Genomic DNA, 13,855 nt, shown 5'->3' with positions numbered 1-13,855 from the left:
CGGTCCTCGCCAACGACATTTTTTTAAAGCCTGCTCAAGCAAACTGGGGTCTGTTTCTGACGGTTTTTCTTTCCAGAGTTTGAAGTAGTAATAAACCGTGCTTTTTGGGGGAAAATCGCTGGGCAGCATATCCCACTGACAACCGCTCTTGAGCAAATATAGCAAGGCACAAAATACCTCGTAGACATCGACTTTTCTGGGGCGTGTGCGTTTCCTATTGCTGAGCAACAGGGGTTCAATTTCCATGAACACTTCTCGACTAATGTCACTGGTATAAACTTTTCTCATCCCGCCAGTTTACATGAAAAACTATTCAGGTTTAAAAATATTCTGAATAGGTTCTAACAGCCGAAAAATTAGCGGTGGTATGTGATGGCCAACAATGTAGCATTTCACCGTTTCTCATCAGTCCATCAATCGTGAAAAACTCCCCTTCAATCCATTCCTCAACAAGATAACCTGATTTTAATAACTCAAAATTAATATCCTGCAATTGTGCGAGATGGTGAATAATCTGCACACCGACTGATCCCCCTCCATCAACCGGCTTAATGACGATAGGAAAACCACACTTATCAGCAAATTTCTCTACTGATTGCCTGTCAGTGACTTGCAGCATTTTAGCAATGGGGATCCCATTCTTTTTCAAGAGAGATTTCATTATCCACTTGTTACGATAAGCCAATGCTGATATTTCGTTCTGACCTATTAGCCCCATTTTTTCACGTACTTTCGCTGCCCGTAAAACATCAATCTCTGTTGCCGAAACAATACGATCAATTTGCTTTTCTTCGACTAATTTAAGAATTAATTCATTAACAGAAGGTGAATCATAATCATCAACAGGATAAACTTCCTTAATATAAGAATGTGTTTTATTAGAAAATTGTGTCGATGGGCATAACAAGGCTTTTGGTGTTACCAGAAAAACGTCAATTTTTTCTGGTAACTCAGCTTCAGAAAACCATAATGCAATCTTTTCTATAATAGGGCGACGATTAAGAACCAGTACTCTCATTATATTTCCCTGCCGTAATTTGATGACATGAAAAATGTTATCCCTATGACTGTTTAGGTAAACAAGCCAGACGGATACGGAGAAAAGCAATATCAAAACCAGATACAGCGATAATTCGAATACTATGTAAATCACATCCCTGATGTTCATCTAATTTAAATTCAAACTTTACGACATGATTGTGTTTCAATTCTTCTGTTTTTATTTCAGAGGCAAAACACTGCCCCGTGGATTTATCATATCCACGCAGTTCCAAATGCACTCGCCGAGAAATGAGGTAAACAGAGTGGGGAATATGCAGTCGTATTTTTGCTGTGACTCTTTCCCCTTGCCGGGCAATCCATGTTTCTGTCAAATCTTCCAAGCGAATACCGCCACAACGATAAGCTGCAAGCGGGCCACAGACCCGACACATATAAGTTTCGCTACATCCTGTTATTCCCCCTGCATGACCAAATGAAGAGACTTCCATTAATGTTCCACATCGCTGGCAAGGTTCAACGGTTTTTAACGTATTCATCAATTGATCGTAATGCAGCAAATCAAAGGCATCAAAATTTTCTCGTCCTTCATGTAACAGAGACACCAAGATTTTTTCCCATTGGGCAATCAATAGTTGGATAAGTGCGTTATTTCGCAAGAGTGCTTGCTTATCTTCAGGAAGATAAGAAACCTCATGTTTTTTCAGAGAAAAAAGAGCCAATCGCTCAATATTTATCAGTTTATCACGCAAGCTGGATAATTTATCCGCTACCGTTTCACCTAACCACGCATCAATTGAACGGAGTAACCGATAACCATGAATGCCTTCTTCCAATACTGTTTTAATCCCTACCATAATCTGCCGGATTGATTCTGATTCAACATTATCATGCCGGCTTTCTGCCAGAGACGGAGTGTCATCTTGCAATGGTAATTGCAATGTTGGATCACCAATTAATGCAAATGTAAAAGGTTGCCCAAGCTCAGTACAAGCATCATTCAATGCTGCCACAATTTGCCCAAGCGGCACTTTTTCTTTCGCCATGTTTCTGAGTAATGTCAGAAGGTAATCTGGGGCAATCAATGGCCGAATCGGTGCTAAAACAGCGGCTGGCCACCCTTCTGTCAACGCCAAGATCATTGATACTGGAGAAGGATAAAGTTCTTCAGCCATATTAAAACCATTGCAGCATATATAATTAATGGCATAGGCACGAATATCTATTCCATAAAATACCTGTGTCTGTCCATGTGCTCGTTTACATTGCCGATCTGGGCGAGAACACCCACATTCAGGCGTCAGAGGAAATTCTGTTTCTTCAAGCAACCCACAAACCGTTAATGAAGGCAGTTTCGCATGGCTTCCTTCACCATGACTTCTGATCGTTTTCAATATAGCGGGTTGTGCAAGTAATTCTGCTAATTTTTCTGGCTGACTTTCATCACTTGTGTATTTATGTTTCGGTGCGTCAATAAGAAATTCTTGCTGTTCTAAAAGAGCAGGTTTTAATAATGATTTAACAATTAAATAACTAAGACAAGGAAGAGTCCTGCCACACAAAAAACCAATATTTTTACCAAAATAAGAAGCTATTTCCAGCATATTAGCAACAAAACCCACTTTCAGATTATGTGCCATGGTTATGAGCAAAATATTTTTTTCTCTGACTTCGGGTAATAGCGAAGTGACATTATCAATGTCATTGACTGAAATAATGTTATATCCCATCGTCCTGGCATATAACAAAGCCATCAAATACGTATTATCCCCTATATTTAATATAGCAACGTCCTTGTTATCACTGGTGCGTAATTCTTGCACATACATTTCTTCTATAACTTGATGCCAGTGATTTTCCTGAGCGATATTTTCTGGCCGAATAATAGGTATCCCTGAACCAGAAGTAACCACATCATTATATTCAGAAAGTGTATTCAACCAATTTATCATGTGACTATTCCTGGTTGATTAACAGCATTAATAACCAACAGTTAAATGTTCATTCATTTTTGGATAACACTTTTTATGTTGACCAAAGAGATCATTTCACTGTCATTTCTCTATTATTAATCTCATACAGAAAGATATTGCACTGTAAAAAAAATCAGGTTGCAGGTGTATCCCAAAACCATACTTGCAAAACTTTTCTTACTGCCTGCATGTCCTTAGGAATGGGGGTAACCGCATGCCAGGCTGAATCTGTTCTGCGAATAAGTGCTGATGTATTTTTTCTCGGTGCAATTTCCACCACAACATCCTTCGGATCAGCAGAACGCAACAATTGCAAGCATCCCCCCATTTCAGGTACCCAATTATCCGTTAGATACATCAAGTGAGTTACCATCTTGTGCGGCTTATCGATATGAGGTTGGAAGAATGAACCAGGGCCGAATTCCCAAAAATGGGCCTGGAATTGCAGTTTTCTAACATTATATTCGCTTATTTCACTGATACACTCGATATAATCATCTGATAAAAGATCGCTTGCAACTGACAGCCAAATATCAGCTAGCTCATCTGGCATGTAAGGCTCTTTTACTCCCAATTCCAGAAGGGGGCGGGTTTTAACATTATGCTGATACCATTCCTGTGTCCCTTTCTTTCCAAGCGCTTCAGCAAGTTTACGCTGCGAATGATAAGTCCAGTGACTGACTGGAAAATCATCATCAGAAATCATTTGCTTAAACGTATTATCGCAAGTTGCCCACGGTGAAGGGTCACAATTAAGTTTCATACTTTTTAATGCGTCTAAATTCAGAATATTAGCCATTTAATATACCTTAAATATAATGATGGATTAATTTTTGGTACATATTCAATCCAGAGCTAAACGTCGCCCAAGAATATAATCAATCGTTTTTTTCTGGAGTAATGGTGAATTAAGATTAGCCAAGGAAAGTAATTGGTCAGCATGACTCATGCCAACCAGAACAGAAATAATATCCTTATTTGCCAATATGACTTCCAACGCTAATACAGATGGGGAACGATTTAATTGTTGTGCAGCATATATCAATCGTTCAATGACTTCTTTTGTGCGCACATTACGATAACCAAGCCCCTTATGACCTGACAAAGGATGTGTTCGAGGAACATCCAACACAGAACGGTAACGTCCACCCAGTAACCCACGAGCCAGAGGAAGTGCTGCCAGCAAACCAAGCCGGAATGTGTTGAGAGGGGGCCGTATCGCTTCGTAACTCTGGTAGTTCAATATATTGACGGGATTTTGCACACTGGAAGGTAATATTCCTCCCATTGCTTGAGCGGTATCGCAATAGTGTTCTATTTCTGAAGGCTTAACATTACAAATGCCGTAGCATCGGATTTTCCCTTCTTTTACCCATAATTGCAGAGTAGAGATAGTTTCTTCGACAGGTATTGATGGGTCAGGTGCATGTAACTGATATAAATCGATATAATCCGTTTTTAAGCGTTTAAGACTATGATGTAAACATTGAGTCATCGCTGCCCGGCTCGCGCCTTTTGCCGCTTCATCATGACCAAATTTTGTCGCAATAACAACATTATGCCGACGCCCATATACCGCATCGCCTAACGCACTTTCACTTTCACCTTTGCCATAAATATCCGCAGTATCAAAAAAATTCACTCCCAAATCTAACGCTGTAGAAACAAGGCGCATGACATCTTTTCTACAAGCGTTCACGCCAAAATGGCTCCCGCCGACAGCCAGACGAGATACCCGTAAGCCTATGTTTTCCAGGAAATGAGAACTGAAATCAATCATTACCAACTAACTCTCATTTGCTGGACATGCCTATCCGCTAATCCTTCATTGATCAAAGCATCTATATTACCTTCAGAGAGTGCATGGTATTGTGCCAATGTCAGTTGATATTCTTGCATGACTTCTTCTGGTTCATTTTCCCAACGAACCTGCACTTCAGGTTTAGAAATTAAATCATCAAGCAAGTTATTCACATCTTTCATTTTATTTTGCATAGTTAATTTTCTCACTGATTTATATAAAAGCGTTGTATGGTATGTAAAAACACCTTTTATATATGAGGTAAATTATAAAAAATGTTAAAATTAACTGCTTAAAAAAACATGCCTAGCGGTTCTCTTAATATGTTCTTCATTAACAATGATGCTTAACGTTATAAAAAGCAATTAGATTTTTTTTATGGTCATTAACCAAGAGTTAACTAAGAGCCTATCCCAAAAGGATATTACTCCACACAAGCAACCCACAACAAAAATACAGCATGCCTTCATAACTGCTTATTTTCTTTTCCAACGGATTAATATCCGCCGATAACGATTCATCCAACTATGTATCCTCTCTACAACCCAACGGATTGTTTTAAAATAAACATCGTTTAACCTCGCATTATGTTCTTCTTTCCTCGATTGCATACAGGGAATATCGTGCTGTTTCTTCAGCGATTTTTCTAACCATGCTGCCTCATAGGCTTTATCTATAGCAGAATCATATTAATATGGCATAATATCTCAATTCAAATGACAGGGGATAAAGCGAGATGGGATACAGTCTGGATTTTCGAAAGCGAGTACTGGCATACAAAGACAAGCATTCGTTGACGTTCGAACAAACGAGTGCCCACTTTGAAGTCGCTATCCGCACCCTGTTTCGGTGGAGCGACAACATAGAACCCTGTGTAACGCGTAATAAACCACCGACTAAAATCAGTGATGAAACGCTCCTTATCGATGTCCAAAATTATCCTGATGACTATCAATGGGAAAGGGCAAAACGTCTGGGGGTTACACAGTCAGCTATCCATTACGCCTTGAAACGGCTGAATATCAACGTCAAAAAAAACGCTAAAACATCCCAACGCTGACGGTGAGCGCCGTCAGGCATTTGTCGAGCGTATCCGTCACTAACCTGAACTCTGGATAAGGAAGAAAAGAAAAAAGGAACTAAGTGCCTGAGGCACGATCAAAGTTTTTGCTTAGAAAACAAAATCGTGGGGATCCTCAAGCTATGACTACTTTAGAAGAACTTTACTGCTGCGTCGATGATTTTTGCCAAAAATTTATGCCAATGTGGGAGCAACAGCTTATTGCAAATAACCAGCTTAAACGCTATCGCGCCACATCACTGTCTCTCAGTGAAGTGATAACTCTCCTGATTTTATTTCACATGAGCCATTATCGTCATTTCAAAGGGTTTTATACGGAGTATGTACAACCCTTCCTGACCGCTGAATTTCCCGGATTGGTGAGTTATAACCGGATAATAACATTGAAGAAAAGAGCCATTATTCCTTTGTGCGCTTTTCTTTCTTCACGCAAAGTCAAATCACAGGGTATTGCTTTTATTGATTCCACCAAAATCGCCGTTTGCCATAATGCGCGTATTCCCCGAAATCAGGTTTTTGATGGCGTCGCAAAACGGGGGAAAACGAGCACAGGATGGTTTTATGGTTTTAAACTTCATTTAATCATTACCGATTGTGGTGAGATCGTCTCCGTCAAATTAACCCCGGGAAATATTGACGATCGCGAACCCGTTAAGGAATTGGTGAAAGGATTATCTGGACATCTGTATGGTGACAAAGGGTATTTGTCACAGGCGTTATGCGATGAACTGAAAGAAGAAGGCATTACGCTCATTACCAACGTTCGTCGCAATATGAAAGCGAAATTTTTATCACTTTGGGATAAGGTAATGTTAAGAAAACTATTTTTAATAGAAACCGTGAATGACCAATTGAAAAATATCTCTCAGATAGAACACTCAAGGCATCGAAGCATTGTCGGCTTTTTGTTGGAGATGGTATCAGGCTTAATTGCTTATACGTTCCAACCGAAAAAGCCGAGCTTAGGTTTGCGTGCTCAGGAAATCGCAATGCTTAAGCAGAGTTGAGGTAAACTAAGTTATTAGTCCTGAATTAGATGTGGAATGTGGTTAGGATCAATTTGGCGAAATGGAAGGAGATTTACAACTATCACAGGCCACACAGTGATTTTAAAGGTAAAAACATTATGGGAGGCCTGTAAAAAATAAGAACGTAAAAGTGCTCTGTCAGTGACCCTGTACCTGAATTTGTGTAATTGCCTGTTTTTGGTATGTTTAATTTATCAACTAAAACAGGTGAAAAGATGGACGAGAAAAAGTTACAAATTCTGGCTACTGAGCTGGCTAAAGATCTCAAAACGCCGGAAGATCTGAGCCAGCTCTCCCGCTTCCTCAAAAAACTGACCGTTGAAACCGCCCTTAAGGCTGAACTGGCTGCCCATCTGGGTCATGAAAAACACCAACCGAAATCAGGCTCCAATACCCGCAATGGCTACTCACCGAAGACTTTGCTGACCGAAGACGGCGACTTAGCGCTGCAAATTCCCCGTGATCGTGAAAGCACGTTTGAACCCCAAATTGTCAGGAAAAATCAAACGCGGATTACGGGCATGGACAGTCAGATACTGGCCCTGTACGCCAGAGGAATGACCACGCGTGATATCGCCGGTACTTTCAAAGAATTGTATGATGCGGATGTCTCGCCGTCACTGATTGCGAAAGTGACCGATGCCGTGAAAGCCGAAGTGATTGAGTGGCAGAGCCGCCCACTGGACAGTTTGTATCCGATTGTTTATCTGGACTGTCTGGTGGTCAAGGTCCGTCAGGATAACCAAATTATCAATAAATCGGTCTTTATCGCACTGGGGATTAATACCGAAGGGCATAAGGAACTGCTGGGGTTGTGGCTCGCTGAAAACGAAGGGGCTAAATTCTGGCTCAGTGTGCTGACGGAACTCTATAACAGGGGACTCAAAGACATTTTTATTGCCTGTGTTGACGGGCTAAAAGGGTTTCCCGAGGCAATTAATACCGTTTATCCGCAAACGCGAGTTCAACTGTGCATTGTTCACATGATACGCAATAATCTGTGCTATGTGTCCTGGAAAGACGCAAAAGCGGTAGTCAAAGATTTGAAACAGATTTATCAGGCCCCGACAGAAGAAGTCGCCCAGCAGGCGTTGAAGGCTTTTGCTGAACAGTGGGATGAACGTTATCCCCAAATCAGCCGCAGCTGGCGAGAAAACTGGGGTAATCTGTCCACGTTCTTTGCGTATCCAGCTGAAATCAGGAAAGTGATCTACACCACGAATGCGATTGAATCGCTAAATAGCGTTATCCGGCATGCCATCAAGAAACGCAAAATATTTCCGTCGGATGAATCGACAAAAAAAGTTATCTGGCTGGCGATTCAGGCAGCCTCTAAAAAGTGGACGATGCCGATCCAAGATTGGCGTCTTGCAATGAGTCGATTTATGATTGAATTCGGTGACCGTTTAAACGGTCACATTTAATGAAGATGAAAATGGCGATTACACAAAATCGTAAACAGGGTCCTGTCAGTTGACAGTCAAAACAAATTTGTATCCGCACAATAATTATCAAACATTATTACAGCAATCCCTTACTTTGAAATATACGTTGATAAATTTCATGTACTACTTGTTCTTTTCTCTTATTATAGTCCATTACCTGTTTAACATTATTTTTAGCAGTTACCTTCGCAGCTATATATTGTTCACAATCTTCAGGATGTTCTCTAAGCCAATCACGAAACCAAATATGTCGGATGTGTTCAGGGCAATCAAGGCCAAAAACATGAAGATTCACTCTAGGTTTTGCCAAGCGAAGGCATCGATGTTGATAAAAACTCGGTTCACGCACCGTTAAATCATAACCAAGCCGCTCCAATGCTGGTACATATTTTTCTTCTTGAGTTGGATCTTCCACAATGAGATCAATATCAATAACAGGTTTAGCAACCATTCCAGGAACTGCCGTTGACCCAACGTGCTCAATATTCAAAACAACGTTGCCAAGTGTTTCTTTGATAACTGAAGCAAGTTTTTGCCATGTAGCTAACCATTCAGGGTTGTATGCTACAACGTCAATCACCTCTTCAGCAGGTTTACCATGTACCCAAGGATTTTCATTAGGATCAGGCTCAGGAAAGAAGATAATATCTTTAGTATTTACCATTAACTTACTCCTTATTTCTTTGATTAAGAATGAAAAGGGACATCTAACTAACTACTTAACCCGATATATGGACACCGACTTAATTCAAATGGATGAGGGTATTTTTCTGACAACGTAGTCGCAAACATATATTCGTACATGAACTCCTACGTATGTGCAAGATAAGTTCGTCGGGTGGCGGTCATAACTGCGTTCGTACATTCGGCTTCTGTATTTGCAGATTATTTTCTGCTGAGCCATGATGGATATGTGCCCACCTGCGCCTTATCGGCCTTCAGACCTTTATTCATTCTTGGTCGTCGGATATATCAGGTTTTGCAGGTGTCGGTCTGACCAATCTCCCATCTCACTTTTCCCGCGCAATTAGCAAGATCAATAAAACTAAAAACGACTCCGTTACGCTGTGATTACGACGTCACCCTGAATTTTTCTTCACCCATTAATATCACCCACGATATTCTGGCGATCTTATTCGCCAGCGCGATAGCCACAATATTAACCGGACGACGCTGCATCAGCTTTTTTATCCACTCACCATAGTTATCGTGCCTTCGGTTTACATGGTAAATCACTGCTTTGGCTCCCTGAACCAACAGCTTACGGATATAACCATCACCCCGTTTTGTTATTCCCGCGAGTCTGGTTTTTCCACCACTGGAATATTGTCTGGGAGTTAACCCTAGCCAGGCAGCAAAGTGTCGGCCATTTTTGAACAGACCCGGGTCTCCAACACGGCTGACAATGGCCGTGGCGATCACCGGCCCAATACCGGGAATGGTGGCCAACCGTTGACAGACATCGTTTTCTTTGAAATACCTATCAATCATTGCGTTAAGCTCACCGATCCACGTCTGTAAACAGGCTAATTGCTCAAGATACATCATGCCCAGCTTTCTCAGGATAGGGGTTATCGCTGACTCACCGTTCTCGATAAACTCAAGGAGACCTTTTTTTAGTGAAGACAATCCGGCCGGAAATATAACGCCTTCTTCTGAAAACAGACTGCGGATCTGATTTGATTTCGCGGTTCTTTCTTGGATAGCCCCTTCCCGCATTCGGTGCAATGACTGTAATGATTGCTGTTCAGCACTTTTTATGGGCACACAGTGAATATCCTGTCTTGTTACCGCCATACAGATCGCCGCAGCGTCATTAGCATCATTTTTTCCGCCGACAACAAAAGGTTTAACGTATTGGGTTGGTAACAAATGAACCGTGTGTCCCAGCTTTGTCAATTCCCGTCCCCAATAATGTGCACTATGGCAGGCTTCAATCCCGATGAGTGCCTGTTCGAGAGTCGCAAAAAACGTCAACACACTGTTTCGGCGTAACTTCCGTTTAATCGTGGCAACACCCCGGTTGTTTGTCCCGTAAACCTGAAAAATATTTTTAGCAATATCAAGACCGATGATGAGATTAGACATAATCCCCTCCCAAAGCTGGCTGGATTTTATTGATGAATTCTCATTTTACTCCGTGAGAAGCGGGAGTTCATAACATCAGCCTTGTTACAGCTAATACTGTGGGCCTCGATGTAATCCGCTGACCTGCGCCTTATTCCTCGAACGAGCTTGACGCTCTGGTGACCATTCAGGTTTAGCAAGTCACGGTCTCACCTTTCGTTGTCATCACGACTTTTGCCTCAGCAATCTTTCTGCATTCGTCTTTTTTAATTGAGTTGGCGTGAATTTTTATCGGTGAAATACCTCAATAAGGCCTGACACTGACGTCATCTTTTTCATATTCCCGTTGATGAGCAATCAGTGCCCAGACCGTGCGAGCCAGTTTATTCGCCATCCCGACAATCGCAACACTAACCGGACGTCGTTTCTTCAGTTCGCTTACCCACAACGGCGGTGTTCTCGTGCATAATGTTGCGACTCTGGCGCCATGGATAAACAGCGTCCTTAGATACGTATCCCCACGTTTACTGATGCCCAGTAGCTTAACTCGGCCACCTGTTCCTGTTTGCCGGGGAACCAAGCCCAGATAGGCGGAAAACTCCCGGCCGGATCGGAAAGCGGTCGGATCCCCCATCGTAGCGATGGCCGCTGTAGCAATCAGAACACCCACACCAGGAATTTTCATGATCCGCTGACAATCCGCATTCTGTTTTGCCCACTCAGTCAATTGTTTTTCCAGACCGTCAATTTCGTTATCGAGCTCACTCAGGCGATAATATTGCTCTTCAATCAGGCTGATCAGGAAGGGGGAGAGTGTTATCCTTAGCCGTTCAAGCACCTCGGGTATCGCTTTGTTTAACGATGCCCGCCCCTTATGCACTGTCTCACCAAATTCCAATAACAATCCATGCAATGCATTAATTTGTGCGGTTCTGAATTTCACTAACTGATTACGCATCCGGTGCACAGAAAGTATGGTTTGTTGTTCTTCATTTTTGATAGCGACGGGTTTACCCGGTTGCTGAACGGCCATCCAGATTGCCCGAGCATCCATGACATCGTTCTTGTTACCTAGACGAAAAGCTTTAACAAATTTAGCCTGGAGCAAATGAACCCCATGCCCTAACTTTTTCAGCTCCCGTGCCCAATAGTGGGCACCACCACACGCTTCCATACCAATCAGACAAGGATCCCGGTTGCTGAAAAAAGTTAAAAAATCCCGTCGTCGTAGCTGTTTATCAATGATTTCACCGGTATATTCATCAACGAAATGAATTTGCATCAGATACTTTGCGATATCGACGCCAACAGGAGTATATTTCATGAGTGGATCCTCCAGTTATCAGAGAGCAACAGGCTTCTCATTTAGGCACTATAAGGCCGGAAATCTGAGAGGATCCCCACCTTACCTCTCAATTTCAGCATAGTACCAAGGGTTACGTGGTTGGGATGCGTTCATTACATTCCCCATTTTTGCAACACTCATTTTGATGTCTGGTTGGCTTGCTTAAATCTATCCGGCGTCTCTATGAGTATGGATACCCGCGCCACGATGAGTTCTGCGCCTGATGAACCTTAAAAACTCCCCGGCTTCAATGAACCCTTTTATTTCTCAGGTTATTCATCAGGCCAATTGGCCGTTCATGTCATCAATAATCAGTCTTCGCAAAACCAGATAGGTAACGTATATTTCACTGTTTAATCATCACGTTATTGAGTCAGCCAGCCTCTATTAGGCCTGATACTCATTTTGCCGAGTGGTGATTGCCCAAACTATTCGTGCCAGCTTGTTCGCCAGTGCGCAGGCAACCACGTTCGAATGCTTTCTGCTGAGTTGTTTCTGAACCCACTCGGCAAGCCTGCCTTTTTGATGCTCAAGCCGCATCATGAACGCGCGGGCACACTGAACCAGCAACCTGCGTAAATTTTTGTTGCCTCGCTTGCTGATGCCCAGCAGAGTAGGCTTTCCTCCCGTACTGTATTGTCGGGGAACAAGTCCCATTGAAGCAGCAAAATCTCTGCTGCATAAAAATTGTTTGCCATCACCAAGCTGAGATGAGAGTAAGCTGGCCGTAATGGGTCCCATACCCGGAATTGTCATTATACGTCGAGCTGTCTCGTCAGATTTAATGGACTGGTTTAATTCTGATCCCAGCGCCGTTATTTGCTCAACGAGATAAAGATAGTGGGCATGTAATTTCATCAGCAAACGGCTCAGATAACCGGGAATGTCGTGTTCAGCCAGCACCAGAGATAACCGTTTAATGACCGCTTCACCTTTTGGCAGGCTGATACCAAATTCCAGCAAAAAGGCATGCATCTGATTAGTGGTTTTTACCTTATCTCTGATGAGTGATTCTCTGACACGATGCAGTGCTCTCATCGCCTGTTGCGTCTCCGTTCTCGGCTGGACAAAACGCATTGAGGGGCGTGATGCCGCTTCACATATCGCCTCTGCATCAACGAAATCATTTTTGTTACTTTTGACAAAAGGACGAACAAACTGCGGAGAGATTAGCTTAGCTTCATGACCTAAATCAGCAATCCGGCGAGCCATAAAGTGTGCACCTGCACAAGCTTCCATCACGACAGTCGCGGATGTACAGCCGGCTAAAAATTCCATTAATTTTGCGCGGGTAAACTTTTTACGCAGAATAGCTTTGCCGGATTGGTCCTGACAATGGATGTGGAAAGAATGTTTGCCGAGATCGATACCAATAAGAGTGACGTTTTGCATAATGGCCTCTCCAGAAATAAAATACTCTATAAGAGTATGGCTCACAGGGTGGGGGAGACCATCTCATTAGAGTGCGCTGATTCAATTAATTCTATTGCCGTTGCTTGTTATTCTATGAGCAAAAAACATGTTCATGAATTTATAGCCCTACCAGATACATGGAATAGTTTTATTTCTCAGTGCTCACAGTTAATATCAATATATGAACTCGCACATACATATGATCCAGATAATGCAGTTATATTAAAAAACATTATTTCCCTTTGCGAAGAAAATATAGAAGGTATTGCTTACACAGATCCATATGACAATAATGCATCCAAAGCAGTCTTCTTATCTCCTGAATATGAAAAAACCATGAGGGAGTTGATAAGTAAGTATGGTGAAATCTTGAAAAAGATTGACCCTACCTACAAGTTACCAAACCCAGTTGCAGCAAAACCAGAAAGCTCATGCTTCGTTGTTACTGCAACAATGGGGAATGAAAGCTCTTATCCAGTCATTATATTGAGAAAATTTAGAGATAACTGCCTTCTTAGAACCTATTCAGAATTTTTCCTGCGCAGTAATAGGATAAGAAAGGCCAAATTAACAAACTGAAGGCTGGTATTTAAATAGCGTTCACAGTTTTTCCATAAGCGGCGGCATTTATCCAGCCAGGCAAATGAACGCTCGACCACCCATCGGTTGGGGATAACCTTGAAGGTATGAAGCTCATCACGTT

15 protein-coding genes and 1 pseudogene are annotated in these 13,855 nt (G+C 42.2%); 4 read left to right on the top strand and 12 right to left on the bottom strand.

Going from position 1 to position 13,855, the window contains the following annotated elements; genetic code table 11:
- The 7 genes and pseudogenes from AACQ81_RS18100 to AACQ81_RS19800 form a co-directional block, all read right to left on the bottom strand.
- On the bottom strand, positions 1 to 288 hold a 288-nt coding region (locus AACQ81_RS18100; RefSeq protein ID WP_237388143.1), incomplete at its 3' end, for a transposase.
- 31 nt (positions 289 to 319) lie between these two features.
- A complete protein-coding gene (locus tag AACQ81_RS18095; protein ID WP_237388142.1) occupies positions 320 to 1,018 on the bottom strand; it encodes an ATP-grasp domain-containing protein in 699 nt (232 codons plus the stop codon).
- 43 nt (positions 1,019 to 1,061) lie between these two features.
- Complete coding sequence (locus AACQ81_RS18090) at positions 1,062 to 2,951, bottom strand: hypothetical protein (RefSeq protein WP_237388141.1); 1,890 nt, start codon at positions 2,949 to 2,951, stop codon at positions 1,062 to 1,064.
- A 154-nt stretch (positions 2,952 to 3,105) separates the two neighbouring features.
- Positions 3,106 to 3,771, bottom strand: a complete 666-nt coding sequence (locus AACQ81_RS18085) for a 2OG-Fe(II) oxygenase (RefSeq protein WP_237388140.1) — start codon at positions 3,769 to 3,771, stop codon at positions 3,106 to 3,108.
- Between the two features lie 45 nt (positions 3,772 to 3,816).
- On the bottom strand, positions 3,817 to 4,752 hold the full coding sequence (locus AACQ81_RS18080) for an aldo/keto reductase (RefSeq protein ID WP_237388139.1): 936 nt from the start codon (positions 4,750 to 4,752) through the stop codon (positions 3,817 to 3,819).
- A complete protein-coding gene (locus AACQ81_RS18075; RefSeq protein ID WP_237388138.1) occupies positions 4,752 to 4,955 on the bottom strand; it encodes a hypothetical protein in 204 nt (67 codons plus the stop codon). Before AACQ81_RS18075 ends, AACQ81_RS18080 begins: the two co-directional genes overlap by 1 nt.
- Positions 4,956 to 5,181: 226 nt before the next feature.
- Positions 5,182 to 5,447: pseudogene (locus tag AACQ81_RS19800) on the bottom strand (IS5/IS1182 family transposase); the annotation flags it as partial.
- Between the two features lie 62 nt (positions 5,448 to 5,509).
- Between AACQ81_RS19800 and AACQ81_RS18065 the strand changes: the two are divergent.
- The 3 genes from AACQ81_RS18065 (at position 5,510) to AACQ81_RS18055 (ending at position 8,306) form a co-directional block, all read left to right on the top strand.
- Complete coding sequence (locus tag AACQ81_RS18065) at positions 5,510 to 5,833, top strand: IS630 transposase-related protein (protein ID WP_237388137.1); 324 nt, start codon at positions 5,510 to 5,512, stop codon at positions 5,831 to 5,833.
- 143 nt (positions 5,834 to 5,976) lie between these two features.
- A complete protein-coding gene (locus AACQ81_RS18060) occupies positions 5,977 to 6,861 on the top strand; it encodes an IS982 family transposase (protein WP_237388136.1) in 885 nt (294 codons plus the stop codon).
- A 236-nt stretch (positions 6,862 to 7,097) separates the two neighbouring features.
- Positions 7,098 to 8,306 (top strand): IS256 family transposase, encoded by a 1,209-nt coding sequence (locus AACQ81_RS18055; protein ID WP_237388135.1) that lies wholly within the window; start codon positions 7,098 to 7,100, stop codon positions 8,304 to 8,306.
- A 97-nt stretch (positions 8,307 to 8,403) separates the two neighbouring features.
- Here the strand turns inward: AACQ81_RS18055 and AACQ81_RS18050 are convergent, their stop codons facing one another.
- The 4 genes from AACQ81_RS18050 to AACQ81_RS18035 all read right to left on the bottom strand — a co-directional run bounded on the left by AACQ81_RS18050 (position 8,404) and on the right by AACQ81_RS18035 (position 13,131).
- Positions 8,404 to 8,991 carry a GrpB family protein gene (locus tag AACQ81_RS18050; protein ID WP_237388134.1) on the bottom strand — a complete coding sequence of 196 codons (588 nt, stop codon included), beginning with the start codon at positions 8,989 to 8,991 and terminating at the stop codon, positions 8,404 to 8,406.
- Between the two features lie 407 nt (positions 8,992 to 9,398).
- Positions 9,399 to 10,415 (bottom strand): IS110 family transposase, encoded by a 1,017-nt coding sequence (locus AACQ81_RS18045; protein ID WP_237388133.1) that lies wholly within the window; start codon positions 10,413 to 10,415, stop codon positions 9,399 to 9,401.
- Positions 10,416 to 10,698: 283 nt separating this feature from the next.
- A complete protein-coding gene (locus AACQ81_RS18040; protein ID WP_237388132.1) occupies positions 10,699 to 11,718 on the bottom strand; it encodes an IS110 family transposase in 1,020 nt (339 codons plus the stop codon).
- Positions 11,719 to 12,126: 408 nt separating this feature from the next.
- Positions 12,127 to 13,131: an IS110 family transposase gene (locus AACQ81_RS18035; RefSeq protein WP_237388131.1), complete on the bottom strand. Its 1,005-nt coding sequence runs from the start codon at positions 13,129 to 13,131 to the stop codon at positions 12,127 to 12,129.
- Here AACQ81_RS18035 and AACQ81_RS18030 point away from each other — a divergent pair.
- Positions 13,090 to 13,731, top strand: coding sequence for a hypothetical protein (locus AACQ81_RS18030; RefSeq protein ID WP_237388130.1), 642 nt, complete (start codon positions 13,090 to 13,092; stop codon positions 13,729 to 13,731). The two genes, AACQ81_RS18035 and AACQ81_RS18030, sit on opposite strands and share 42 nt — an antisense overlap.
- Here AACQ81_RS18030 and AACQ81_RS18025 read toward each other — a convergent pair.
- On the bottom strand, positions 13,674 to 13,855 hold a 182-nt coding region (locus AACQ81_RS18025), incomplete at its 5' end, for a transposase (protein ID WP_237387800.1). The genes AACQ81_RS18030 and AACQ81_RS18025 overlap by 58 nt on opposite strands.

It is taken from the genome of Xenorhabdus sp. Sc-CR9 (genome assembly GCF_963897815.1).
Classification (GTDB): Bacteria; Pseudomonadota; Gammaproteobacteria; order Enterobacterales; family Enterobacteriaceae; genus Xenorhabdus.
Note: the sequence above shows the minus strand (reverse complement) of the source record. Positions and strands in the feature narration are given on the sequence as shown.